Origin of the sequence: Lysobacter sp. 5GHs7-4 (genome assembly GCF_021284765.1) — a bacterium.
Classification (GTDB): domain Bacteria; phylum Pseudomonadota; class Gammaproteobacteria; order Xanthomonadales; family Xanthomonadaceae; genus Lysobacter.
Window position 1 is genome coordinate 1,939,169 of record NZ_CP089924.1, and the last position, 24,408, is coordinate 1,963,576.

Here is a 24,408-nt window from a genome sequence, read left to right on the forward strand (position 1 = left end):
GGGCTCAGGGCCGGGAATTCTAGCCGTCGCGGCGGTCCGCCACAAGTCGCGGCGGCGCGGTGGCGGCCGTCGCGAACGGGCGTGGCACAATGGACCGATCCGTTCCTGCGCCGCGCCGGCCTTGGCGGCAGGGGCCACAGCCGCGGCGCGCGGCACGTCCAGCACACGCAACCAAAGGGTCCGATGTCCTACCTCGTCCTCGCCCGCAAATGGCGCCCCAAGCGTTTCGCCGAACTGGTCGGGCAGGAGCACGTGGTGCGCGCGCTGACCAATGCGCTCGACTCCGGCCGCGTCCACCACGCCTTCCTGTTCACCGGTACCCGCGGCGTCGGCAAGACCACCATCGCGCGCATCTTCGCCAAGTCGCTCAATTGCGAGCGCGGCACCTCGGCCGATCCCTGCGGCGAGTGCAACTCCTGCCGCGACATCGACGCCGGCCGCTTCATCGACCTGCTCGAGATCGACGCCGCCAGCAACACCGGTGTGGACGACGTGCGCGAGGTGATCGACAACGCCCAGTACATGCCCAGCCGCGGACGGGTCAAGGTCTACCTGATCGACGAAGTGCACATGCTGTCCAAGTCGGCCTTCAACGCGCTGCTGAAGACGCTCGAGGAGCCGCCGGGGCACGTCAAGTTCCTGCTCGCCACCACCGACCCGCAGAAGTTGCCGGTGACGGTGCTGTCGCGCTGCCTGCAGTTCAACCTCAAGCGCCTGGACGAGGCCCAGATCTCGGGCCAGATCGGCCGCATCCTCGAAGCCGAGGGCATCGCCGCCGACGCCGGCGCGATCCGCCAGCTCAGCAAGGCCGCCGACGGCAGCCTGCGCGACGGGCTGTCCCTGCTGGACCAGGCCATCGCCTACACCGGCGGCCAGCTCAGCGACGGCGCGGTCGCGACCATGTTGGGCACCGTCGACCGCACCCGCGTGGGCGCGCTGCTGCAGGCCCTGGCCGACGGCAACGGCAACGCGCTGCTGGCCGAGGTCGCGGCGCTGGCCGAATTCTCGCCCGACTGGGGCGGCGTGCTCGACACCCTGAGCGAGGCCCTGCATCGCGTGCAGGTGCGGCAACTGGTGCCCGACGCGCCGATGGAGACCGACGGCGTCGACGTCGATGCGCTGGCCGGCAGCCTGCGGCCCGAATTGGTGCAGCTGTGGTACCAGATGGCGCTGAACGGGCGCCGCGATCTGCCGCTGGCGCCGAGCCCGCGCGCCGGCTTCGAGATGAGCGTGCTGCGCATGCTGGCCTTCCGTCCCGCGGGCGGCGAGGACGGGCGCGGCGGTGCCGCGCCCACCGGCAGCGGCGCGGGCGAGGGCGCGCGCAGTTCCAGCGCCGCGGCGGCCGCCGCGGCCGCGCTGGCGGCGCCGACGCCGCCGACGCGGGCGGCACCGCCGCCGTCGCCGTTCGACGAGCGGCCTGCCGGAGTTGCGCGTGCCGAGACGCCGCGCGCCGAGCCAGCCAGGAACGAGTCGGCCCGCATCGAGTTGAGTCGGACCGAATTGGATCGGACCGAATTGAATCGGACCGAATTGAATCGGACCGAACCCGCCCGAAACCCGCCGGTCCAGGCCGAGTCCGCAGCGCAGGAACCGGCGCGCGCCGAACCCGTTCGTCAGCCGGCGCCCCGCATCGAGGCCTCCCGCGCCGAGAACCTGCGCGACGACGTGCCGTGGAGCGAGCCGGAGGCCGTGACGCCGCCGCGTCCGTCGGCGCCGCCGCCGGTGACGGCACAGGTGCGCGACGCGGCGCCGGCCTATGCGGCGCCCGCGGCTGCGGCCTACGCCCACAGCGGCAGCGCCGGCATCGCCGACGCCGACGCCTGGCACGACCTGGTCGCCGGCAGCGGCCTGCGCGGCCCGGCGCGCCTGCTGGCCGAGCATTCGGGTTTCATCGGCTATGCCGACGGCGTGCTGCGCCTGTCGCTGCCGGCCGACGACGAGCACCTGCGCGCTCCGGCGCTGATCCAGATGGTCGCCGACGCGCTGGCGCCGCGCCTGGGCGGCGCGCCGCAGATCCGTTTCGAGGCCGCCCAGTCCGGCGAGTCGCTGCGCGAGCGCAACGAGCGCGCGCGCGACCAGCGCCAGGCCTCGGCCGAGGACGCGTTCATGAACGATCCCGACGTGCAGCGCCTGATCTCGCAGCACGGCGCCCGCGTCGTGCCGGATTCGATCCGTCCCTTCGACGAGGCTTGAGGACGGCGCCCGCCGGCCTCATTGCATGCCCATGCGCGCCGTGGCCGTGTCCGCGGCGCAGCTCCCCCTTCCATCCGAAATCCTTTCACCCCCGAACAGGCAGACCACCATGCGCGGCAACATCGCCCAACTCATGCAACAAGCGCAGAAGATGCAGGAAAACGTGCAGCGCGCCCAGGAAGAACTGGCCAAGATCGAAGTGGTCGGCAACGCCGGCGGCGGCATGGTCAGCGTCACCATCAGCGGCCGCATGGAATGCCGCAAGGTGCGCATCGATCCCAGCGTGCTGAGCGATCCGGAAATGGCCGAAGACCTCGTCGCGGCGGCGTTCAACGATGCGGTCAACAAGGTCAACGCCGAGTCGCAGGCGCGCATGTCCGCCGCCACCGCCGGCATGCCGATGCCGCCCGGCATGAAGATGCCGTTCTGAGCGGGCGCGACGACCGACCATGATTCCGCATCTTGGCGTTACCGCCGCATTGATCGGCGCCGGCCTGCTCGGCCTGGACCTGTACACGACCTGGGCGATCTGGCGCGAGCCGGACCTGACCGGCGCGCAGAAGGGCCTGCAGTCGGCGTTCGTCTGGCTGCTGCCGCTGCTGGGCGCGATCGTCTGCCTCAACGTCGTGCGCGCGATGAACCGCGAGCCGACGCCGCGCAGCACCTCGTTCACGCCGTCGGAGTGAGCGCGACGGCATGAGCAGCCCGCTGCTGGAGCAGTTGATCGAAGCCTTCCGGGTCTTGCCCGGCGTCGGCCAGAAATCGGCGCAGCGCATGGCCTACCACGTGCTCGAGCGCGAGCGCGCCGGCGGCCAGCGCTTGTCCAACGCGCTGGCCGCGGCGATCGAACAGGTCGGCCACTGCCAGCGCTGCCGCGACTTCAGCGAGACGCAGGTGTGCGCCACCTGCGCCAGCGCCGCGCGCGACGCGCACCTGCTGTGCGCGGTGGAATCGCCGGCCGACCGGCTCGCGATCGAGCAGGCCACCGGTTACCGCGGCCTGTATTTCGTGCTGCAGGGGCGGCTGAGCCCGCTGGATGGCGTGGGCCCGCGCGAACTCGGCCTGGACCGTCTGGCCGAGCGCCTGGCCGAAGGCGAGGTGCAGGAGCTGATCGTCGCCACCAATCCCACTGTCGAGGGCGAGGCCACCGCGCATTACCTGGCCCAACTCGCGCGCCAGCACGGCGTGCGGCCGAGCCGGCTCGCGCACGGCGTGCCGCTGGGCGGCGAACTCGAGTACGTCGATCGCGGCACCTTGTCGCATGCCTTCGGCAGCCGCAGCGAAATGGGGTGAGTGCCGGGACCGGGGATTCACGCAGGCGGCAGCGATAATCGCGGGAATCCGTTGTACCGTGTTCGCGAATCCAGAGCCCGAATCGCCATGACCGATCCGACCATCTTCGGCAAGATCATCCGCCGCGAAATCCCCGCCGACATCGTCTACGAGGACGAGCACCTGATCGCGTTCCGCGACATCGCGCCGCAGGCGCCGGTGCACGTGCTGTTCGTGCCCAAGCTGCACGTGGCCACACTCAACGACCTGCAGGCCGACCGGGCCGAGGTCGTCGGCCGTCTCGCCCACGCGGCCGCCGCCTACGCCAAGCGCGAGGGCTTCGCCGAAAACGGTTATCGCATCGTCATGAACTGCAATGGCGACGGTGGGCAGACGGTGTTCCAGATCCATCTGCACCTGCTGGCCGGTGCGCAGCTGGGGCGTTTCGGGACGCCGCGTTGAAGCCTGAGCGGATTGCGGTGGGGAATTCGATGACGAGGCCGAGGCCGTAGCGGGAAGCCGAAGGCGCACCGCATCGTTCGCGGGGCGGACGTACTTTTGAGTCATGCCTCCACGACTAGTCTGGCCGAGGGCAACGCTTTTTTGCTCGTCATTCCCGCGAAAGCGGGAATCCAGTGACTTCAACGAATGGTTCGGGTCGCGCGATGTGGTCGCATCGAAGAGCGGTGTCTTCAGGTGCGCGCCTGAGATGGGTACTCGCGGGATAACGCTCTAAAGTCACTGGATTCCCGCTTTCGCGGGAATGACGAGCAAAGGCAGCGGCTTCTGGGCGTCACCAGAATGACGAGCAAAGGCAACGGCTTCTGGGCGTCACCGGAATGACGAGCAAAGGCAACGGCTTCTGCGCGTCACCGGAATGACGAGCAAAGGCAACGGCTTCTGCGCGGCAGCGGAATGACGAGCAAGCGCAACGGCTTGTGCCTATCACCGGAATGACGGGCAGGAGCGGCGTGCATACCGCTGAGCGATGCCGCATGGCCTGCCGCAGACACGGACCGCCACAAAACGAAAACGCCCGGCATCGCCGGGCGCTTTCTTTATCGACCGCGGGCGGGATTCACCACCAGCCCCACCACGGCCACGGCGCCGGGCGCGCCATCACCACGTCGACCTGCTCGCGGACAGGCCACAGGTAGACCACTTCGGCGTCCAGCATCGGGAAGCGGTAGTCGTACTGGCCGATGCGGCGGTTCTCGTAGCCGCTGATGCGGCCGGTGAAGGTCACCTCGCGGTTCTTCTCGAACAGCGCCGGATCGTAGAAGCCGGCGCGGCAGGCGAGGAAGCGTCCGCCGATGTCGTCGTTGGCCCAGTACGGACGGCCGCTGCCGCCCAGGCGGGTGGAGATCATCACGAAGCAGGTGCGGTTGGCCTGCGGTTCGACTTCGACCACGCGGCCGCCCCAGCGCACGGTGGCGCCGGTGCTGTCGTTGGCGGTGGCGTCGGCGGGGGTGATCGGGTTGAACGCGCCCTGCAGCGGTTGCGGCTGGGTCGCGCAGGCGGTCAGCAGGCCGATGCTCGCGGCCAGCAGGACCAGTCGGGGGGTAAGACGGATGTTCATCGGCCTTCTCCATTAGGGCCCGGGCGATGCGCGCGCAGCGCCCTGATCAGTTCGCGCTTTTCACGGGCGTCGCGCCGCCCGGTTTCCGCAACAGCGTACCGCCAATCGGCGAAACGTTGGCTGAGCGCCGCCAGCGCCGGACCCAGGTCCGGGCGGCTGCGGGCCACCCGGTCCGACCAGTCCTGGGCCGGCTCGTGCGGCTCGCGCGCCAGGCCCAGGCGGCGGTAGCGGCGGCCCGCCGCGTGCCAGGCGCGCAGGACCGGATCGCGCTCGCGTTCGCCGCGGCTGCTGAGCCAGACCATCCACAACAGGGTCAAGCCAGCCGCCACACCGAACAAGGCTACCAGCCGGCCCGTGTCGAGCCGGTCGATGCCCAGCGGGCGCAGCAGGTTTTGCTGGCGGTTGGCGTCGAAACCGAGCACGAAATCGTTCCAGCCGCGCCGCGCCCAGTCGCCGAGGTTGAAGATCGGGGTGACCACGGTCAGGCCGCCGAGCAGGTTGGCGCCGGGGGCGCGGTCGGCGAGGGTGTCGTAGACGCGCTCGGGTGCGACCGCGGCGGTCGGGTCCACGCGCACCCAGCCGCGTTGCGGCAGCCAGACCTCGGCCCAGGCGTGGGCGTCGGAGCGGCGCACCAGCCAGTAGTCGCCGATCGGATTGCGGTAGCCGCCGGCGTAGCCGGTGACCACGCGCGCCGGAATGCCGGCGCTGCGCATCAGCACCACGAACGACGAGCTGAAGTGCTCGCAATAGCCGGCCTTGTAGTCGAACAGGAACTCGTCGACCGAGTGGCGGCCGGGCAGCGGCGTGTCCAGGGTGTAGGCGAACTCGCGGTGCACCCAATCCAGCGCGCGCTGCACCAGCGCGGCGTCGTTGCCGCCCAGCTCGCGGCGCCAGCGTTGCGCCAGCGCCAGGGTGCGCGGGTTGTAGCCTTCGGGCAGGTCCAGCGCGGCCTGGCGCAGCACACTCTGCAACTGCGGCTGATAGCGCAGCGGCGGCGCCGAGCGCAGGCGCCAGCGGCTCAGCGCGGTCAGCGGGCGCGCGGTGAACAAGCCGTGATCGATCGACAGCCGCACGTCGGGCGGCGGCGCCAGCGGCAGGTCCAGCGCGACCAGCTGGCGGCCGTCGGTGGGTTCCAGTTCGATCTCGTAATCCCAGCGCGCGTCGCCGGACTGGGTCTGCGCCGCCGGCAGGCCGCGGTACCAGCGCGGCTGGGTCCATTCGCGGCCGTCGAAATTCCACAGCACCGGACCGCGCCAGTACATCTGCGACGGCTTCGGCACCGCGCCGTTGAAACGCACGCGCAGGGTCGGCGTCTCGTCGTTCATCAGCTCGGCCCAGCCGCCGGGCGTCATGCTGCCCGACAGGCCGGGCCGGCTCAGCGAGCGGTCCGGCACGCCCCACAGCGGCGTGCCCAGGCGCGGGAACAGCCAGAACGCCGCCAGCGCCAGCGGCAACCCGATCGCGATCAGACGCGCGATGCCGGACAGGCGCTGCCAATGGCCGAGCCGGCGCACGCGTTCGCCGGATTCGAACTCGGCCAGGCGCTGCAGCGTCGCCAGCGCCAGCAGCGCCGCGATCAGGCCCAGCGCCAGCGACAGCGGTCCCTGGTCGAGCAGGAAGGTGCCGAACGGCGCGAACAGGGCGAAACCGATCAGGCTGCGCGCGTCGCGCAGGGTCGAGGTCTCGGCGGGCTTGATCGCGAGCATGGCCGCGAGCAGTGCGCAGCCGGTGTCGCGGCCGAGGCCGAAATTCATCTGCATCATCACCGCGCCGATCAGCACCAACGCCAGCAGTGCGCGCACGAAGAAGTGGAGCGGCCGGCGCCAGGCCATCAGCGCGATCGCGACGCCGCACACGGCGATCAACGCGCCCAACAAGGGCGTGAGCTGCAACAGCAGCGGCAGCACGCAGGCGGCCGCGGTGATCAGCGTCCAGCGCCGGCTGTCGGCGTCCAGCAGGGGCGAGGCCGACTTAGCCATGCGGCAGCAGCGCCAACGCGCGCAGGCAGGCGTGGCGGTGGGGGCTGCCGCTGCTGGGCCCCAGTTCCGGCTGGCCGGGCAGCATCAGGCGGTAGCGGCGGCCGTCGCGCTCGGCTTCGTCGATCCAGCGCGCCAGCCGCGCGATCCGCGCCTCGTAGCCCAGCGCGGGCATGGCGCGCCAATCCAGCACTACGTCCGCACCCAGCGGTTGCTCGTACTCGCGCACCAGCAAGGCATCGCGCCGCGCCGACGGCTTCCAGGCGATCGCGCGGCGCGCGTCGCCGGCGCGATAACCGCGCAGGTGGTGGACGTCGTCGCCGCTGGGATGCAGGCGGCTTTGCACCTGGTCGCCGCTGCCGGCGGGTAGTGGCGGGCCGTGCGGTTCCGGCGCCGGATACACCAGCAGCGGTGCGTCCGGCCAGACGTAGGACCAGGCGCGCGCCAGCCCCAGCGGTCGCGTGGTCCACACGCGCAGCCGCGGCAGCTCGAACCAGCCGCGCTGGCGCGTCGCGAAGCTCAGCTCGGCCTCGCCGCTGCCGCCGTCCAGGTCCAGCGGCGCGGCCGCATCGGAATCGCCGTCGTCGTCGACGCGCAGGCCGCGGCGCGCGCGCTCGGGCGGCGCCTTGGCGTGCACGCGCACGCGCAAGGGCTGGCCGGCCGCGACCGGTTCGGCGTCGATGGCGACCACGCTCAAACCGGTGAGCTGCATTTGCGCCGCGATCAGACTGGCCAGGCCGGCGCCGGACAGCAGCAGCGCGAGCAGCAGGGCGGGATTGTTGTTGTAGTTGAGCGCGCCCAGCAGCATCGACATCAGCGCGGTCGCGAAGAACAGGCCGAAGCCGGTCGGCAGCACGTAGACGCGGCCGCGGTGGAACAGCGCGGGCAGGGGCTCGGGATCGCGCGGTCGCGCGAACTTGCGCAAGCGCGCGCGCAGGCCGGGTCGCGGACGGTCCGCCATGCGCTCAGTCCACCGGCACCGCGTGCAGGATCGCCTTGGCCAGGGCGGCGTCGTGGCCGGCATCGGCGTCGGCGACCAGGCGGTGCGCGGCGACCGCGGCGAACAGCGCCTGCACATCCTCGGGCAGCACATGCGCGCGGCCCAGCAACAGCGCGTAGGCGCGCGCGGCGCGCAACAGCGCCAGGCCGGCGCGCGGCGACAGGCCCACGCGCACGCCCGGATGGCGGCGGCTGCGCGCCAGCAAGGCCTGCACGTAGGCAATCAGCGCGTCGCTGGCATGCACCGCGTCGACCGCGCGCCGCGCCGCCAGCACGTCCTCGCTGCCCAGGATCGGCAGGGTCTGGGCGATCAGGTCGCGGCGGTTGGCGCCGGCCAGCAAGTCGCGTTCGGCGGCTTCGCCGGGATAGCCCAGCGCCAGGCGCAACAGGAAACGGTCGAGCTGGGAATCGGGCAGGGGATAGGTGCCGGCCAGATCGACGGGGTTTTGCGTGGCGATCACGAAAAACGGATCCGGCAGCGCGTGGGTGGTGCCGTCCACCGTGACCTGGTGCTCGGCCATGGCTTCCAGCAGCGCGCTCTGGGTGCGCGGCGGCGCGCGGTTGATCTCGTCGGCCAGCAGCACCTGGGTGAACACCGGGCCGGGGTGGAACTGGAAACTGCGCGCCTGCGGATCGAACACCGACACGCCGACCACGTCGGCCGGCAGCAGGTCGGAGGTGAACTGCACGCGCTGGAACTCCAGGCCCAGCGTCGCCGCCAGGGCGTGCGCCAGCGTGGTCTTGCCCAGGCCGGGCAGATCCTCGATCAACAGGTGGCCGTCGGACAGCAGGGCCACGAACGCCAGCCGGACTTCGTGCGGCTTGCCCAGCACCAGGCCGTTGACCTGCGCCTGCGCGCGATCGAGGGCGTCGCGCAGGCCATCGGTTAGCATGGATGCCGTCGTGGGGGATGCCGCCATCGTGCTGATCTCCTGGGAATCGCGTCGAACATCCGGAGCGCGCGCATCGTGTCGCGGTGGGCGTGCATCCGGTGCGAACGGCGGCGGCGTTTGCCGTCATGCCCGTCCGCGTCGAGTTCATTCAGAGTGTAGCGAGGTCGCGAGTCGATGCGGGACAACGGGGTCGATTCGAGCCGGATCGGTACGAAGCAACGCAGTTCGGACTCCACGGGTTCGAACCAGGCCGATGTGATGCGCCGCACTTTTTGGATCCTGTGGACGGCCGTCGCGTCGCTGAAGCTGCTGATCGCCGTGCGTCTGCCCTTGTTCGTCGACGAGGCGTTCTACTGGTGGGAGGGCCGGCATCCGGCGGCGGCGTATTCCGACCTGCCCGGGCTCACCGCCTGGCTCGCGCGCGTCGGCACCGCGGTCGGCGGCGAGCACGCCTTGGCCTTGCGCGCGCCGTTCCTGCTGATCGCCGCCGCACTGCCGCTGCTGGTGCGGCGCATCGCCGCGCGCGAGTACGGCGCGCATGCCGGCTGGACGGCGGGCTGTTTCGCGATCCTGCTGCCGCTGGGAGGCAGCCTGGGGCTGCTGGCGTTGCCGGACGTGGCGATGGCGTTGGCGACCTTGCTGTGCATGGACGCCGGCGCGCGGCTGCTGCGTCGCGTCGATGCGGCGGCGGCGCTGGAGCTGGCGGCCGGACTGAGCTTGGGCGCGCTCAGCCACTACCGTTTCGTCGCCGTGATCGGGGTCGGCTTCCTCGCCTTGCTGATGCTGCCCGATGGCCGCCGCGCGCTGCGCGATGTGCGCGTGCTGATCGCGATCGCGATCGGCGCATCGGCGTGGGCGCCGTTGCTGTTGTGGAACCTCGACAACGCCGATGCCGGTCTGCGCTTCCAACTCGTCGATCGCCATCCCTGGGCGTTCCATGCCGACGGGCTGTGGTTCCTGGCGATCCAGGCCTTGCTGGTCACGCCGCCGTTGTTCATGGCCCTGCTGCTGGCGGCCTGGCGCGGCCAGCGCGCGTCGGCGCAGGCGACGCGTTATTTCGCCTTGCTCGGCGGCCTGCTGGTGCTGGGCTTCTTCGCGCTGGGGTTCTTCGCCGACACCGAGCGGGTGAGTTTCCACTGGCCGCTGCCGGGCTATTACGCGCTGCTGCCGCTGTTGCCGGCCGTGCTCGCGGCTTGCCCGCGCTGGGCGCGGCGATTGACCTGGCTCGCGGCGGGGTTGGCGCTGCTGTCGATGCTGGCCTACTACGTGGCGGTGTCGGTGCCGGACCTGCGTGCGCGCAGCGCCGCGCAGAAGTGGTACCCCAGCAATTTCGCCGGCTGGGACGATTTGGCCGCGCAGGTACGCGAGCAGCGCGCGCGCATGCCGGCCGGCACGCGCCTGATCGCCGACAACTTCAAGGTCGCCGCCGAGCTCGGCTTCGCCCTGAACGATCCGCGCATCGCGGTGCTCGATCATCCGCTCAACCACAAACACGGCCGCGCGCCGCAGTTGCAGCTATGGGGCCTGAGCAGCGCCGGCCGCGCCGACTGGGGCGATACGCCGGTGCTGCTGGTGGTGGGCGCCAGCGAGGTCGAATACAAGAACCTGCTGGACCGTTACCACGCGTTGTGCGCAATGGCCGGCCCCTTGCCCGCGCCGCGCGTGCTCAACGTCGACCATGGCCGTCAGCGCTTTCTGCTGTTCGCGCTGCAGGGCCGGCGCAGCGGCGATTGCACCGCGCCGGCGATGGCCTGGATCGACACGCCGCCGGCGCGCGCGCGCGTCGGGCAGCGCTTCGAGTTGCGCGGCTGGGCGTTCAAGGACGGCGTGGGCCTGAAGCGCGTCGAGATCCTGCTGGACGGGCGCCCCGTGGCGCAGGCGCGCTACGGTCTGGAACGGCTGGACGTGCAGGCGTACTGGGCGCAGTCGCGCGATCCGCTGCAGCCCAACGTCGGTTTCACCGCGCGCATCGCGCTGGGCGACGAGGTCGCGCCCGGACGGCATTGGCTGGGTCTGCGCTTGCACGGCCGCGACGGCAGTGTCGAAACCTGGTCGGAGCAGCCGGTGTTCGTCGTCGCCGGCCGCCCCTGAGTCTGGCCGGCGCCGAACGCATCGGCGCCGGCGCGCGGCTTATTCCTGCGGCGCGACGTTCAAGTAGCCGCCGGCGGCGGCGACCAGCGCCCAGAACTCGGGTTTGCTCTTGCCCTTGAAGGCGCGGTCGTAATACGCCTCGGCGCCGGCGCGGTCGCCGTTCATCAGGTGGTAGGCGCCGATCTCGGCCAGTTGCGTCTCGTCCTTGGGATTGGCGTCGGCGTAGCGCGCGAGCAGGGGCTTGGCGCGTTCCCATTCGCCGGCTTCGCGGTAGACGCGGCCGATGCGGAACAGGTCGCTGCTGTCCGGGTCGTTGCCCAGTACTTCGTCGAAGATCGCCTGGCCTTCGGCCTTGTGGCCGCCCAGGTAGTAGACGCGGCCGATGGCGATGCGTTCCCAGCTGCCCTTGCCGGCCAGGACCTTGGCGCCGCTCAACAGCGCGAATGCGGCGTCCGGCTGCGGCTTGTCGCGATAGGCGGGCGTGGCGATCTTCTGCGCGGCGGTGCCGACCGCGATGCCCGAGACGAACAGAACCCCCGCCAACGCTGCGGTGCGAATCTTCATGCTGGTGTTTCCCCCTGGTTGGTGCGGCCTGACTAATACGGCCGTGCCGACGCGGCCTGCGTCGGTGCGGCGAGCATAGCCAAGCGCTGGCGTCGCGTCAGGGCCGGCGGACCGGCGTGCGCCGGAGCGGTGCGCAGGCGTGGCGGCGTTGGGCCGGCCCGAGGTCAGGGCAGCGCGAACCCCGCCGCGCGCAGCAGGCGCGCGGTCTCGATCAGCGGCAGGCCGATCAGGGCGCTGGGGTCGCGGTTGTCGATCGCCTCGAACAGGGCGATGCCCAGGCCCTCGGACTTGAAGCTGCCGGCGCAGTCGTAGGGGTGTTCGGCGTCGACGTAGCGCTCGATTTCGTCGCGCGCGAGCACGCGGAAACGCACCACCGTCAGATCCAGCGCGGCTTGCGACGCCTGGCCGGCGCGGGCCAGGCACAGCGCGGTCAGGAAGCGCACCTCGCGGCCCGACATGGCGCCCAGCTGCGCGATCGCGCCGGCGCGGTCGCCGGGCTTGCCGATCGGGCGGCCGTCGAACTCGGCCACCTGGTCCGAGCCCAGCACCCAGGCCCCGGGCGTGCGCGCGGCGACCTCCTCGGCCTTGGCCTGGGCCAGTCGCTGGGCCAGCGCCAGCGGCGTTTCATCCGGGCGCGGGGTTTCGTCGACGTCCGGGCGGGCAGTGGCGAAGGGCAGGCCCAGGCGCTGCAGCAGCTCGCGCCGGTAGACCGAGGTCGAGGCCAGGACCAGCGTCGGCGCGGCGCTCACGGTGGCCCCGTTCAGGCCAGCGGCGCGCGCGCGCGCTCGATCTGCGACAACTGCTGCTCGATGCGGCCGCGCGCGGTGTCGATCGACAGGCGCACCTCGGCCAGTTGCTCGACGCTGGCCGAATCGCCGTGGTCGCGCAGCCACAGGCGCTGGCGCAGCATCTCGCGCATGGCCTCGCCGACCGGGTCCAGGTTGAGGTCGCCGGCGACCGCCTCGATCTCGGCCCGGGCCGTGCGCAGGCGCGCTTCCAGGGCGTCGGCCGCGTCCAGCAGTTCGCGCACCGCGCGCTGGCGGCGGCTGGAGCCCAGGCGCAGGCTGAACGCGACCACGGCGGCCGCCAGTACGGCCAGGAGCAGGGTCAGGAGGACGGTCACGGTGCGGTGGTCACGGCAGGGACGGCTGAACGCCGGGAAAGCCGGAGTCTGACCCGTGCGCCCGGTTGCCGGCAAATCCCCGCCGGGCCTGGGTTTCCGGTTTGACATCAGGGGGTTGGGTCTCTAACATTCCGCGGCTTATGTCAGCGGACGTGCCAGCTGGGCGGGTGCCCGAAGTACTCGATGCCTGGCGCCTGGTGGCCGCAAGGCGCGGCGTCGAAGGGCGCGTGCCGCTGTCGTCGCTGAAGCGGCTGCAGGGAAGTCTGCTCGATACCGAGGGTGACGTGACGTTCTCGCTGGATTTCGCCAGCGACGAGCTGCAGGTGCCCTATGTCGAGCTGCGTATCGAAACGGCGTTGCCGCTGCTGTGCCAGCGCAGCCTGGAGCGATTCCTGCTGCCGGTGCAGATCGTGCAGCGCCTGGGCTTGATCCGCGAGGAAGCGGACGAGGCCGCGCTGCCGCCGGGTTACGAGCCGCTGCTGATGCCGGAGGACGGCCAGCTGCGGACCGTCGAACTGGTCGAGGACGAACTCATCCTCGCCGTGCCGGTGGTGGCGATGGCGCCGGGCACCGAGGCGATGGAGCGCGACTGGCCGGCCCCCGAGGCCGAACAGGAACGCGCCAATCCGTTCGCGGCGTTGTCGGCGTTGAAGGACAAGTCGAATTGATCCACCGCGGCGCTGCGGTACACGCGCCCGGGCAATGGCAGTAACCCACGGCTATAGCCGATACGGCTGTAACCCAAACGTTTCAGTTTCCACAGTTTCTCTTGGAGCAAGACCATGGCTGTTCAGAAGTCCCGCGTTTCCCCGTCCCGTCGCGGCCAGCGCCGCGCCCACGACGCGCTGACCAGCAAGCAGCTGGCCACCGACCCGACCACCGGCGAGACCCACATCCGCCACCACGTCACCGCCGACGGCTACTACCGCGGCAAGAAGGTGATCAACACCCAGTCCAAGGTCGCCGACGAAGAGTAATCTTCGCATCGCCCGCCGCGCCGCGCGCACGCTCAGGCGGCGCGCGGGGCCGTCGCCGATCCGGCCGTCGCTGTCCTACAGTGGGCGGAACCAGCACGTGCTCGCCGAGCACGCGGGACCTGCGGCCGCCACGGCGGGGTTCCGCCGCCAGCGCGTCTGGCGCGATGGCCCAGGCCGGGTGCGTTGAGCCCCGGTCCGACTACGGTTCCGCAGCGGAGTGGTGATGACACAGCAGCGCAAGCAAGACAGGACCTATTCGCGTATCGCGGGCACCGGCAGCTATCTGCCGGAGAAGATCCTGACCAATAACGACCTCGCCAAGATGGTCGACACCAGCGACGAGTGGATCGCGGCCCGCACCGGCATCCGCGAGCGCCACATCGCCGCCGAAGGCGAAACCACCTGCGATCTGGCCTACCACGCCTCGCTGCGCGCGCTCGAAGCCGCCGGCGTCGATGCGGCCGAGTTGGACCTGATCGTGCTGGGCACGACCACGCCCGACCTGATCTTCCCGTCTACCGCCTGCCTGCTGCAGCACCGCCTGGGCGCCAACGGCTGCCCGGCGTTCGACGTCAACGCGGCCTGCTCGGGCTTCGTCTACGCGCTGACGGTGGCCGACAAGTTCATCCAGTCCGGCGCGGCCAAGACCGTGCTGGTGGTGGGTTCGGAAACCCTGACCCGCATGATCGACTGGAGCGACCGCGGCACCTGCGTGCTGTTCGGCGACGGCGCCGGCGCGGTGGTGCTCAAGGCCGACAGCGAGACCGGCATCCTCAGCACCCACATGCACGCCGACGGCGGCAAGAAGGAGCTGCTGTGGAATCCGGTCGGCGTGTCGGTCGGTTTCAAGCCGGAGGAAGAGAACGCCGGCGTGAAGGTGCTGATGACCGGCAACGAGGTCTTCAAGCACGCGGTCAAGGCGCTGGACTCGGTGGTCGAAGAGACCCTGGAAGCCAACGGCCTGGACCGTCACGACATCGACTGGCTGATTCCGCATCAGGCCAACCTGCGCATCATCGAAGCCACGGCCAAGCGCCTGGACATGCCGATGGAGCGCGTGATCGTCACCGTCGACAGGCACGGCAACACCTCCTCGGGCTCGGTGCCGCTGGCGCTGGACGAAGCGGTGCGTTCCGGCCGCGTGCAGCGCGGTCAGCTGGTGCTGCTGGAAGCCTTCGGCGGCGGTTTCACCTGGGGTTCGGCGCTGCTGCGTTACTGATCGCGCGACGCCCGCCCGTTGCATCGACGCGCCCGGCTTGCCGGGCGCGTTCGTTTTTGCGGCCGCGTTCGCGCGCCGCGCGACCTGTCGCAATGCGTCACGATACGCGCGGGTACAGACGATGACGCGGTTTCGCTCGTATCATGCCCGTCCATAACGAACTGGACCGGCGTCCGCGCCGCGACTCGATGAGCCAAGACGCACTCGCCCTGGTGTTCCCCGGACAGGGCTCGCAATCGCTGGGCATGCTGGCCGAACTGGCCGAACTGCACCCGCTGATCCGAGAGACCTTCGCCGAAGCCAGCGACGGCGCCGCGACCGACCTGTGGGCGCTGAGCCAGGGCGGCCCGGAAGAAATGCTCAACCGCACCGAGTACACCCAGCCGGCGCTGTTGGCCGCGGGCGTGGCGGTGTGGCGCCTGTGGCAGGCGCAGGGCGGCGCGCAGCCGGCGCTGCTGTCCGGCCACAGCCTGGGCGAATACACCGCGCTGGTCGCGGCCGGCGCGCTGTCGTTGAAGGACGCCGCCCATCTGGTGCGTTTGCGCGGACAGTTCATGCAGGACGCCGCGCCTCCCGGCAGCGGCGCCATGGCCGCGGTGCTGGGCGCCGAAGACGCGCTGGTGGAAGAGGTCTGCAAGGCCGTGTCCGGCAAGGACGTGGTGGTGCCGGCCAACTACAACTCGCCCGGCCAGATCGTGATCGGCGGCCATGCCGCGGCGGTCGACGCCGCGCTGACCCAGTTGGCCGAACGCGGCGTGCGCAAGGCGGTCAAGCTGGCCGTGAGCGTGCCCTCGCACACGCCGCTGATGCGCGATGCCGCCAATCGCCTGGGCGAAGCCATGGCCGGCCTGGACTGGCGCATGCCGTCGCTGCCGGTGGTGCAGAACGTCGACGCCCAGGTGCAGGCCGACGTCGGCGCGATTCGCGACGCGCTGGTGCGCCAGCTGTATCTGCCGGTGCAGTGGACCGGCTGCGTGCAGGCCCTGGCCGCGCGCGGCGCGACCCGCGTCGCCGAATGCGGCCCCGGCAAGGTCCTCAGCGGCCTGGTCAAGCGCATCGACAAGACCCTGGACGCGCGCCCGCTGGGCACCGTCGGCGATTTCGAGGCCGCGCTGGCCCAGTGGCCGCGGACCTGATTTCGGCATCGATCCCTTTCCTCGCGCGGCCGGCTGCGCCACGCGCCCGTTTCGGGCGATGATCGCAGCGACGCCGCACCGAACCGTCCTACGGAGCACGACATGAGCACTGGACCCCTCGCGGGCGAAATCGCCCTGGTCACCGGCGCCAGCCGCGGCATCGGCGCCGCCATCGCCGACGAACTGGCCGCGCAGGGCGCGACCGTGATCGGCACCGCCACCAGCGACGCCGGCGCCGCCTCGATCGGCGAGCGCCTGGCCGCGCACGGCGGCCACGGCCGCACCCTCGACGTATCGGACGCGGCTTCGATCGACGCGGTGCTCGACGGCATCGCCAAGGACATCGGCGCGGTCTCGATTCTGGTCAACAACGCCGGCATCACCCGCGACAACCTGCTGATGCGCATGAAGGACGAGGACTGGCAGGCCATCCTCGACACCAACCTCAGCAGCGTCTACCGCACCAGCAAGGCGGTGATGCGCGCGATGATGAAGGCGCGCAAGGGCCGCATCATCAACATCGCCTCGGTGGTGGGCGTGACCGGCAACGCCGGCCAGGCCAACTACGCCGCCGCCAAGGCCGGCGTGATCGCCTTCAGCAAGTCGCTGGCCAAGGAGATCGGCAGCCGCGGCGTGACCGTCAACGTGGTCGCGCCGGGCTTCATCGACACCGACATGACCCGCTCGCTGCCCGAGGACGCCAAGAACGCGCTGTTCGGCCAGATCGCGCTGGGCCGATTCGGCGAGCCGGCCGACATCGCCCGTGCGGTGGCGTTCCTGGCCGGCCCCTCCGCCGCCTACATCACCGGCGAGACCCTGCACGTCAACGGCGGCATGTACATGCCGTGAGCCGTCGTTGCGACGCGTAAACGATTGAACCACAAGGGGTTTCGCGCATGCTCGCGAACGCCCTCGATTCCATTAGACTATTCCATCGAAAACCCCCCGCGGGAGGAGCACAAACCCATGAGCAGCATCGAAGAACGCGTCAAGAAGATCGTGGTCGAACAGCTTGGCGTTAAGGAAGAAGAAGTCACCAACAACGCTTCGTTCGTCGACGACCTGGGCGCCGATTCGCTCGACACCGTCGAGCTGGTGATGGCCCTCGAAGAAGAGTTCGAGTGCGAGATCCCGGACGAAGAGGCCGAGAAGATCACCTCGGTGCAGCAGGCGATCGATTACGTCAAGGCGCACGTCAAGTCGTAATCGACGCAAGGCAGTGTGGCGGCCAGCGCGAGCGGACCGTCGACGGTGCCTGCAACAACCAAACCGGGGCCGCATTGCGGCCCCGCGTTTTTAGGGCCGGTCGATACGCCGGCGTAGCGTCAAACCCCGCGTCAACAGTCGCGTCAACAGTACGGAGTGCTCCATGTCCAACCGTCGCGTAGTGATCACCGGCCTCGGCATCGTTTCCCCGCTCGGCAACGACCTGGCCAGCAACTGGGACGGGATCGTCAACGGCCGCTCCGGCATCGGCCCGATCACCTATTTCGACGCGTCCAACTTCACCACCCGCATCGCCGGCGAAGTCCGCGACTTCGACATCGGCAAGTGGGTCGGTCCGAAGGACGCCAAGAAGATGGACGAGTTCATCCACTACGGCGTCGCCGCCTCGATGATGGCGATGGAAGACGCCGGTCTGGTGGTCGACGAGTCCAACGCCGAGCGCATCGGCGCACTGATCGGTTCGGGCATCGGCGGACTGCTGGGCATCGAAGAGCAGACCATCAAGTACCACGAGGGCGGCCCGCGCAAGATCTCGCCGTTCTACGTGCCCAGCACCATCATCAACATGCTGCCCGGCCAGGTCTCGTTGCTGACCGGCATCAAGGGCCCCAATTTCTCCGCCGTCTCGGCCTGCGCCACGTCCAACCATTCCATCGGCATGGCGATGCGCATGATCCAGTACGGCGATGCCGACGTGATGATCGCCGGCGGCGCCGAGCGCGGCGCCTCGCAGACCTCGGTCGGCGGTTTCTGCTCGATGAAGGCGATGTCCACGCGCAACGACGATCCCACCCGCGCCTCGCGGCCGTGGGACAAGGACCGCGACGGCTTCGTGCTCGGCGACGGCGCCGGCATCCTGGTGCTGGAGGAGTACGAGCGCGCCAAGGCGCGCGGCGCGCGCATCTACTGCGAGCTGGCCGGTTTCGGCGCCACCTCCGACGCCTTCCACATGACCGCGCCCAGCGAGAACGGCGAAGGCCCGGCGCGCTGCATGGCGGCCGCGTTCAAGGACGCCAAGATCAATCCCGAGGACGTGGCCTACCTCAACGCGCACGGCACCTCGACGCCGCTGGGCGACGTCGCCGAAACCCTGGCGATCAAGCGCGCGCTGGGCGACCACGCCTACAAGACCATGGTCAGCTCGACCAAGTCGATGACCGGCCACCTGCTGGGCGCGGCCGGCGGCGCCGAGGCGATCTACTCGGTGCTGGCGCTGCACCACGGTATCATCCCGCCGACCATCAACCTCGACCAGCCGGGCGAGGGCTGCGACCTGGACTACGTGCCCAACACCGCGCGCGAAAAGAAGGTCGACGTCACCGTCTCCAACGGCTTCGGCTTCGGCGGCACCAACGGCACCCTGGTGTTCAAGCGGATCTGATCCGCGCCGCGCGGGGCAGGGCGGAGCGGTCGCGATGCGGCCGGTCCGTTCGACGTATCGCCCCGCGCTCGTCGCCAGGGCGAGGCGAGTCGCGGTCGTCGTCCCGCCGCCCGCCGTCATGCCTCGCGATGCTGCTGCCGCGGTGCTCTCGCGGCGCTCGTCGGTGACTGTCATCGATGCGGATACCGTGGCCGCACTCGTCCGAATTCCCGGGCCGCATTCGCCGCCGCGGCGCGCGCCGGTATAAGGTTTCACCATCATGCTGCTGACCCGCGCGCTGCCCGCCACCACCGATCTGCTGTCGCTGCAGCGCCTGGCGCCGCAGCGCTACCCGCTGCTGCTGGAATCCAGCGCCGACGGCACCGCGCAGGGGCGTTGGGATCTGCTGCTGGCCGGCAACGGCGAGAGCCTGCGGCTGGACCCGGACGGCGTGGTGCGCGACCAGCACGGTGACGCGCGCGACGGCGATTTTCTGGCCGCGCTGGATGCCGCCTGGCGCGAGCTGCGCGTCGCCCGCGACGAGCCGCGCTGGCCGTTCCGCGGCGGCTGGGCGCTGCTGTTCGGCTACGAACTGGCCGGCGAGGTCGAACCGGTGCTGCGCCTGCCGCCGGCGCCCGGCGGGCTGCCGGTCGCGCTGGCGCTGCGCTGTCCGGGCGCGCTGCTGCGCGACCGCGCCAGCGGCGACTGCATCGTGCTGGCCGAGACCGGCCACGCGGCGATGCTGGACGCGATCGTCGCCGACATCGAGCGCGCGGCCGCGCTGGCGCCGCTGCCGCCGTGGCAGCCGCCGCAGTCCGTCGAGGAAGACGCGCCGCAGTGCTACACCGACGGCGTTGCGCGCGTGCTCGACTACCTGCGCGCGGGCGACGTGTTCCAGGTCAATCTTTCGCGCGGCTGGCGCGCGCGTTTCGACGCGCCGCTGGCGCCGGCGGCGCTGTTCCAGCGTTTGCGCCAGCACAATCCGGCGCCGTTCGCGGGCCTGTTCGCCGGCCCCGACTGGGCCGTGGTCAGCGCCTCGCCGGAGCGGCTGGTGTCGGTGCGCGGCGACGTGGTCGAGACCCGGCCGATCGCCGGCACCCGCCCGCGCGTGGCCGGCGACGACGACCTCGCGCGCATCCGCGAGTTGGTCGGCCATCCCAAGGAACGCGCCGAGCACGTGATGCTGATCGACCTGGAACGCAACGACCTGGGCCGCGTGTGCGCGCCGGGCAGCGTCGAGGTCGACGAGCTGATGACGGTGGAAAGCTACGCCCACGTCCACCACATCGTCAGCAACGTGCGCGGCCGCCTGCGCGCGGACGCGACGCCGGGCGAGACCATCCGCGCGGTGTTCCCGGGCGGCACCATCACCGGCTGCCCCAAGGTCCGCTGCATGCAGATCATCGCCGAACTCGAAGGCGGCGGCCGCGGCGTCTACACCGGTGCGATGGGCTGGCTCAATCGCGACGGCGATCTCGACCTCAACATCCTGATCCGCAGCGCCGAGCTGGAAGGCACGCAATTGCGCTTCCGCACCGGCGCCGGCATCGTCGCCGACTCCGATCCGCAGCGCGAACTCGACGAAACCCGTGCCAAGGCGCGCGGCATGCTGCGCGCGCTGGGTGTGGCCGGATGAACGTGCGCGTCTACGCCGGCGAGCGCGCCGTCGAGGCGCTTCCCCCGCTGGACCGCGGCTACGCTTACGGCGACGGCCTGTTCGAAACCCTGCGCGCGCACCGCGGCGGGCTGCCGTGGTGGGACGCGCACTGGCGGCGCCTGAGCCGCGGTGCGGCACGCTTGCAACTGCCGTTGCCGCCGCCGGAGTACGTGCGCGCCGAAGCCGAGCAACTGCTGGCCGGCGCCGACGCGGTACTGAAACTGATCGTGAGCCGCGGCGAAGGCGGGCGCGGCTACGCGCCGCCGGCCGACGCCGTGCCGACCTGGCAACTGTCCGTGCACGCGCTGCCGGCCGCGCCGCCGCGCGAGGGCCTGAGCCTGCGCTGGTGCCAGACCCGCCTGGCCACGCCATCGGCGCTGGCCGGGCTCAAGCACTGCAACCGCCTGGAGCAGGTGCTGGCGCGCGCCGAATGGGCCGACGCCGACACCCACGAAGGCCTGATGCGCGACGGCGAGGGCGCGGTGGTGTGCGCAACCGCGGCCAATGTGTTCGTCCTGCGCGAGGGCCGCTGGTGGACGCCGGCGGTGGATCGCTGCGGCGTGGCCGGTGTGTGCCGCGAGCATCTGCTGGCGATCCTGGGCGACGAGGGCGCCGAAACCGCGACCCTGTCGCAGGACGCGCTGGAAAGCGCGGACGCGGTTTTCCTGTGCAATGCCGTGCGCGGTATCCTGCCCGTTGCCCGGCTGGGCGCGCGCGTCTGGCCCTCGCATCCCGCGGTGGCCGGCCTGCAGCGTCGCCTGGCCGCGTCGCAACCCGCATTCGAATCTGCAGCCCCGACGGGCTCGGAGGTGTCGTGAGTCGTAAAGCCAAGCGCCGTGTCGGCGGTTTCTTCCTGCTGCTGGTGCTGGCCGCCGCGATCGCCGGCGGCTGGCTGTACCAGCGCTACACGCGCTTCGCCGATGCGCCGCTGGCGGGCCTGCAGGCCGGACAGAGCCTGATCGTCGAACGCGGCGATTCGCTGCCGGTGGTGCTGCGCAAGCTGCGCGAGGCCGGGGTGAGCGGCGGCGACGCGCTGGAATGGCGCGCGCTGGCCAAGCAGCTGGGCGCCGCCGGGCGCCTGCAGGTCGGCGAGTACGCGCTGGAGCCCGGCACCTCGCCGCGCGAGCTGCTGCTGGCGATGCGCGACGGCCGCGTGGTCAGCCACCGCTTCACCGTGATCGAAGGCTGGAACCTGCGCGACCTGCGCGCGGCGCTGGCGCGCACGCAGGACCTGAAGCAGGAAGCCGCCAAGCTCGACGATGCTGCGCTGATGAAGGCGCTGGGACGTCCGGGCCAGCACCCGGAGGGCCGCTTCCTGCCCGAGACCTACCTCTACACCGGCGGCGACAGCGACCTGGACGTGCTCAAGCGCGCCTGCGACGCGATGGACAAGGCGCTGAACGCCGCTTGGGAAGGCCGCGACAAGAACAGCGTGCTCAAGAGCCGCGAAGAGATGCTGATCCTGGCCTCGATCGTCGAGAAGGAAACCGGCATCGCCTCCGAACGCCCGCAGATCGCCGGCCTGTTCGAGCGCCGCCTCAAGCTGGGCATGAAGCTGGAAACCGACCCGACCGTGATCTACGGCCTGGGCGCGGGCTACGACGGCAACATCCGCAAGCGCGACCTGCAGACCGACACGCCCTACAACACCTACACCCGCACCGGCCTGCCGCCGACCCCGATCGCGATGCCCGGCGCGGGCGCGCTGAAGGCCGTCGCCAATCCGGCGCCCGGCGACGCGCTGTTCTTCGTCGCTTCCGGCGACGGCAGCGGCAGCAGCCTGTTCGCGGCCACCTACGCCCAGCACCAGGCCAACGTGCGCCTGTACCTGCAGCGCTATCGCGCGCAGCGCAGCAGTGCGCAGCCCGAAGAAGGCAAGGCGGTGCTGGAGGAAGCGCAGGAAGCCGCCACGCCGCCGACGCCGCAAGCGCCCGCGACGAGCGTCGGACGATGAGCCTGCAGGTCCAGCCGCGCCTGATCACGCTGGAAGGCGGCGAGGGCGCCGGCAAGTCCACCGTGCTGGCGGCGCTGCGCGAGGTGCTGGAAGCGACCGGCATCGAGGTGGTGTGCACGCGCGAACCCGGCGGCACGCCGCTGGCCGAGCAGATCCGCGGCCTGCTGTTGGACCCGCACCACGAACCGGCCACGCCCGAAGCCGAGCTGCTGCTGGTGTTCGCCGGACGCGCGCAGCATGTGCGCGAAACCGTGCTGCCGGCGCTGCGCCGCGGCGCCTGGGTGATCAGCGACCGCTTCACCGATGCCAGCTACGCCTATCAGGGCGAGGGCCGCGGCCTGGATACGGCCTTCATCGCCGAACTCGAGCGGCGCGTGGTCGGCATCGAGCCCGCGCTGACCTTGCTGCTGGACGTGCCGGTCGCGATCGGCCTGCAGCGCGCGCGCGGACGCGGCGCCGTCGATCGCATCGAGGCCGAGCGCGAAGACTTCTTCGAGCGCGTGCGTGCCGGCTACCGTGCGCGCGCGCGCGCGCAAGCGCACCGCTTCCAGGTGATCGACGCCAGCCAGCCGGCCGACATCGTCGCCGCGCAGGCGGTGGCGCGGCTGCGGACCTTGATCGAGGCGCAGTCGTGAGCGCACCCGCATTCGCGCCCTGGCAGCGCCGCGTCTACGAGCAGGCGACCGCCGCGCTCGACGCCGGCCGTCTCGGCCATGGCCTGTTGTTCTGCGGTCCGCCGCAGTTGGGCAAGCGCGCGGTCGCCGAACGCCTGGCGCAGCGCCTGTTGTGTCGCGAGCGCGACGCGCAGGGCGAGCCCTGCGGCCACTGCCGCGGCTGCCTGCTGTACGCCGCCGGCACCCATCCGGATTTCCAGACCGTGTCCTTCATTCCGAACAAGGAAGGCACGCGGTTGCGCACCGAGATCGTGATCGATCAGATCCGCAGCCTGTCCGAGCGCCTGGCGCTGACGCCGCAGTACGGCGGCGCGCAGATCGCGATCCTGGACCCGGCCGACGCCATCAACCACGCCGCCGGCAACGCCCTGCTCAAGACCTTGGAAGAGCCGGTGCCGGGCCGCTATCTGTGGCTGGTCAGCGCGCATCCGCTGCGCCTGAGCGCGACCATCCGCAGCCGCTGCCAGCGCCTGGAATTTCGTCTGCCGCCGCAGGACGAGGCGCTGGCCTGGCTCAAGGCCGCCGGCCATGCCGAGGGCGCCGCGCGCGAAGCGCTGGAGGCCGCGCGCGGGCATCCCGGCCTGGCCCACGAATGGCTGCAGGGCGATGGGCTGAAGCTGCGCCGCGATGTCGCCGCCGATCTGAACAAGCTCGCGCGCGGCGACGCCTCGCCTTCGGAAATCGCCCAGCGCTGGGTCGGTGACGAGCATGCCGCATTGCGTTTGCGGCATGCCGCAGATCTGGCCCTGGCCGAGGCTTCCGGCTTGACCGACCCGGTGCGAACGCGCAGTCTGGCGGCCTGGTTCGATCGCGCCAATCGCACCCGCGACTTGCTGCGGACGACGGTGCGCGCCGACCTGGCGGTAGTCGAATTGTTGATGGCCTGGCGCGCACCCGATGGCGCGCGGGCCGCAGGAGGAAGGGGATGAGCGGAGCGACAGGCGCGGGCGCAGCCAGGCAGGGCATCCTGTCGCTGGCGATCAAGGACAAGGCCGCGTTGTACGGCGCCTACATGCCGTTTCTCAAGTACGGCGGCATCTTCGTCGCCACGCCCAAGCGCTACTTCCTCGGCGACGAAGTGTTCCTGTTGCTGACCCTGCCCGAATCCACCGAACGCCTGCCGGTGGCCGGCAAGGTGGTCTGGGTCACGCCCACCGGCGCGCAGGGTAACCGCCCGGCCGGCATCGGCGTGCAGTTCGCCGAAACCGCCGAGGGCGATGCGGTGAAGGGCAAGATCGAGGCGCTGCTGGCCGGCTCGCTCACCGCGGATCGCGCCACGCATACGATGTAAGCGCGAGTCGTGCGACTTCCTATCTTGGGAAGGATCAAGAGCATTCGCGCTACGCGTTCATCCCCTCACCCTGGCCCTCTCCCGCAAGCGGGAGAGGGGACAGAGGCGGCGTTCTGCCGTAGTCCTGAGAGAGGGCAGAAGCGGCGTTCTGTTAGTCCTGAGAGAGGGACAGAAGCGTTCGGCCTCGGGAAAGCGAACTCCTGCGCTTTAGCCCCTCTACCGC

Annotated in this window: 26 protein-coding genes; 19 read left to right on the forward strand and 7 right to left on the reverse strand. The window is 70.9% G+C overall.

Annotated features, from left to right (window positions below; genetic code table 11):
* Positions 1-183 precede the first annotated feature (183 nt).
* The 5 genes from dnaX (at position 184) to LVB77_RS08780 (ending at position 3,927) form a co-directional block, all read left to right on the forward strand.
* The gene (dnaX, locus tag LVB77_RS08760) at positions 184-2,193 is read left to right on the forward strand and encodes a DNA polymerase III subunit gamma/tau (protein WP_232909753.1); all 2,010 of its coding nucleotides are present in this window, start codon (positions 184-186) and stop codon (positions 2,191-2,193) included.
* Between the two features lie 109 nt (positions 2,194-2,302).
* Entirely contained in the window at positions 2,303-2,623 is a 321-nt protein-coding gene (locus tag LVB77_RS08765) for a YbaB/EbfC family nucleoid-associated protein (protein WP_232909754.1), read from the forward strand.
* Positions 2,624-2,642: 19 nt separating this feature from the next.
* On the forward strand, positions 2,643-2,879 hold the full coding sequence (locus LVB77_RS08770; RefSeq protein ID WP_232909755.1) for a hypothetical protein: 237 nt from the start codon (positions 2,643-2,645) through the stop codon (positions 2,877-2,879).
* Between the two features lie 10 nt (positions 2,880-2,889).
* Positions 2,890-3,486, forward strand: a complete 597-nt coding sequence (recR, locus tag LVB77_RS08775; protein WP_232909756.1) for a recombination mediator RecR — start codon at positions 2,890-2,892, stop codon at positions 3,484-3,486.
* 87 nt (positions 3,487-3,573) lie between these two features.
* Positions 3,574-3,927 carry a histidine triad nucleotide-binding protein gene (locus tag LVB77_RS08780; protein ID WP_232909757.1) on the forward strand — a complete coding sequence of 118 codons (354 nt, stop codon included), beginning with the start codon at positions 3,574-3,576 and terminating at the stop codon, positions 3,925-3,927.
* A 616-nt stretch (positions 3,928-4,543) separates the two neighbouring features.
* On the opposite strand, the gene LVB77_RS08785 is transcribed toward LVB77_RS08780, so the two are convergent.
* From LVB77_RS08785 to LVB77_RS08800, 4 genes are read right to left on the reverse strand one after another with little or no spacing between them, the layout of a single operon-like run.
* A complete protein-coding gene (locus tag LVB77_RS08785) occupies positions 4,544-5,044 on the reverse strand; it encodes a Slp family lipoprotein (protein ID WP_232909758.1) in 501 nt (166 codons plus the stop codon).
* The gene (locus LVB77_RS08790) at positions 5,041-7,023 is read right to left on the reverse strand and encodes a DUF3488 and transglutaminase-like domain-containing protein (protein ID WP_232909759.1); all 1,983 of its coding nucleotides are present in this window, start codon (positions 7,021-7,023) and stop codon (positions 5,041-5,043) included. Before LVB77_RS08790 ends, LVB77_RS08785 begins: the two co-directional genes overlap by 4 nt.
* Positions 7,016-7,981: a DUF58 domain-containing protein gene (locus tag LVB77_RS08795; RefSeq protein ID WP_232909760.1), complete on the reverse strand. Its 966-nt coding sequence runs from the start codon at positions 7,979-7,981 to the stop codon at positions 7,016-7,018. The genes LVB77_RS08790 and LVB77_RS08795 overlap by 8 nt, the downstream gene beginning before the upstream one ends.
* A 4-nt stretch (positions 7,982-7,985) precedes the next feature.
* A complete protein-coding gene (locus tag LVB77_RS08800; protein WP_232909761.1) occupies positions 7,986-8,939 on the reverse strand; it encodes an AAA family ATPase in 954 nt (317 codons plus the stop codon).
* Positions 8,940-9,170: 231 nt separating this feature from the next.
* Between LVB77_RS08800 and LVB77_RS08805 the strand changes: the two genes are divergently transcribed.
* Positions 9,171-11,003 carry a glycosyltransferase family 39 protein gene (locus LVB77_RS08805; protein WP_232909762.1) on the forward strand — a complete coding sequence of 611 codons (1,833 nt, stop codon included), beginning with the start codon at positions 9,171-9,173 and terminating at the stop codon, positions 11,001-11,003.
* Between the two features lie 39 nt (positions 11,004-11,042).
* Here LVB77_RS08805 and LVB77_RS08810 read toward each other — a convergent pair whose 3' ends face one another.
* The 3 genes from LVB77_RS08810 to LVB77_RS08820 all read right to left on the reverse strand — a co-directional run bounded on the left by LVB77_RS08810 (position 11,043) and on the right by LVB77_RS08820 (position 12,690).
* Positions 11,043-11,567 carry a tetratricopeptide repeat protein gene (locus LVB77_RS08810; protein ID WP_232909763.1) on the reverse strand — a complete coding sequence of 175 codons (525 nt, stop codon included), beginning with the start codon at positions 11,565-11,567 and terminating at the stop codon, positions 11,043-11,045.
* A gap of 164 nt (positions 11,568-11,731) precedes the next feature.
* Entirely contained in the window at positions 11,732-12,316 is a 585-nt protein-coding gene (locus LVB77_RS08815) for a nucleoside triphosphate pyrophosphatase (protein WP_232909764.1), read from the reverse strand.
* A gap of 11 nt (positions 12,317-12,327) precedes the next feature.
* On the reverse strand, positions 12,328-12,690 hold the full coding sequence (locus LVB77_RS08820; RefSeq protein WP_232909765.1) for a hypothetical protein: 363 nt from the start codon (positions 12,688-12,690) through the stop codon (positions 12,328-12,330).
* A 140-nt stretch (positions 12,691-12,830) separates the two neighbouring features.
* Between LVB77_RS08820 and LVB77_RS08825 the strand changes: the two genes are divergently transcribed.
* The 13 genes from LVB77_RS08825 (at position 12,831) to LVB77_RS08885 (ending at position 24,185) form a co-directional block, all read left to right on the forward strand.
* A complete protein-coding gene (locus LVB77_RS08825; protein WP_232909766.1) occupies positions 12,831-13,358 on the forward strand; it encodes a YceD family protein in 528 nt (175 codons plus the stop codon).
* Positions 13,359-13,472: 114 nt separating this feature from the next.
* A complete protein-coding gene (rpmF, locus tag LVB77_RS08830; protein ID WP_056173439.1) occupies positions 13,473-13,667 on the forward strand; it encodes a 50S ribosomal protein L32 in 195 nt (64 codons plus the stop codon).
* A 223-nt stretch (positions 13,668-13,890) separates the two neighbouring features.
* Complete coding sequence (locus LVB77_RS08835; RefSeq protein WP_232909767.1) at positions 13,891-14,886, forward strand: beta-ketoacyl-ACP synthase III; 996 nt, start codon at positions 13,891-13,893, stop codon at positions 14,884-14,886.
* A gap of 188 nt (positions 14,887-15,074) precedes the next feature.
* Positions 15,075-16,022 carry an ACP S-malonyltransferase gene (fabD, locus tag LVB77_RS08840; protein WP_232910216.1) on the forward strand — a complete coding sequence of 316 codons (948 nt, stop codon included), beginning with the start codon at positions 15,075-15,077 and terminating at the stop codon, positions 16,020-16,022.
* 102 nt (positions 16,023-16,124) lie between these two features.
* Positions 16,125-16,871 (forward strand): 3-oxoacyl-ACP reductase FabG, encoded by a 747-nt coding sequence (gene fabG / locus LVB77_RS08845; RefSeq protein ID WP_232909768.1) that lies wholly within the window; start codon positions 16,125-16,127, stop codon positions 16,869-16,871.
* A gap of 117 nt (positions 16,872-16,988) precedes the next feature.
* Complete coding sequence (acpP, locus tag LVB77_RS08850; protein ID WP_031373652.1) at positions 16,989-17,228, forward strand: acyl carrier protein; 240 nt, start codon at positions 16,989-16,991, stop codon at positions 17,226-17,228.
* Between the two features lie 163 nt (positions 17,229-17,391).
* Positions 17,392-18,630, forward strand: coding sequence for a beta-ketoacyl-ACP synthase II (gene fabF / locus LVB77_RS08855; RefSeq protein ID WP_232909769.1), 1,239 nt, complete (start codon positions 17,392-17,394; stop codon positions 18,628-18,630).
* A 259-nt stretch (positions 18,631-18,889) separates the two neighbouring features.
* Positions 18,890-20,245, forward strand: a complete 1,356-nt coding sequence (locus LVB77_RS08860) for an aminodeoxychorismate synthase component I (protein ID WP_232909770.1) — start codon at positions 18,890-18,892, stop codon at positions 20,243-20,245.
* A complete protein-coding gene (pabC, locus tag LVB77_RS08865) occupies positions 20,242-21,084 on the forward strand; it encodes an aminodeoxychorismate lyase (RefSeq protein ID WP_232909771.1) in 843 nt (280 codons plus the stop codon). Before LVB77_RS08860 ends, pabC begins: the two co-directional genes overlap by 4 nt.
* On the forward strand, positions 21,081-22,220 hold the full coding sequence (gene mltG, locus LVB77_RS08870; protein WP_232909772.1) for an endolytic transglycosylase MltG: 1,140 nt from the start codon (positions 21,081-21,083) through the stop codon (positions 22,218-22,220). The genes pabC and mltG overlap by 4 nt, the downstream gene beginning before the upstream one ends.
* The gene (gene tmk, locus LVB77_RS08875; protein WP_232909773.1) at positions 22,217-22,855 is read left to right on the forward strand and encodes a dTMP kinase; all 639 of its coding nucleotides are present in this window, start codon (positions 22,217-22,219) and stop codon (positions 22,853-22,855) included. Before mltG ends, tmk begins: the two co-directional genes overlap by 4 nt.
* Positions 22,852-23,823, forward strand: a complete 972-nt coding sequence (locus LVB77_RS08880) for a DNA polymerase III subunit delta' (protein ID WP_232909774.1) — start codon at positions 22,852-22,854, stop codon at positions 23,821-23,823. Before tmk ends, LVB77_RS08880 begins: the two co-directional genes overlap by 4 nt.
* A complete protein-coding gene (locus tag LVB77_RS08885) occupies positions 23,820-24,185 on the forward strand; it encodes a PilZ domain-containing protein (protein ID WP_232909775.1) in 366 nt (121 codons plus the stop codon). Before LVB77_RS08880 ends, LVB77_RS08885 begins: the two co-directional genes overlap by 4 nt.
* Positions 24,186-24,408 lie beyond the last annotated feature (223 nt).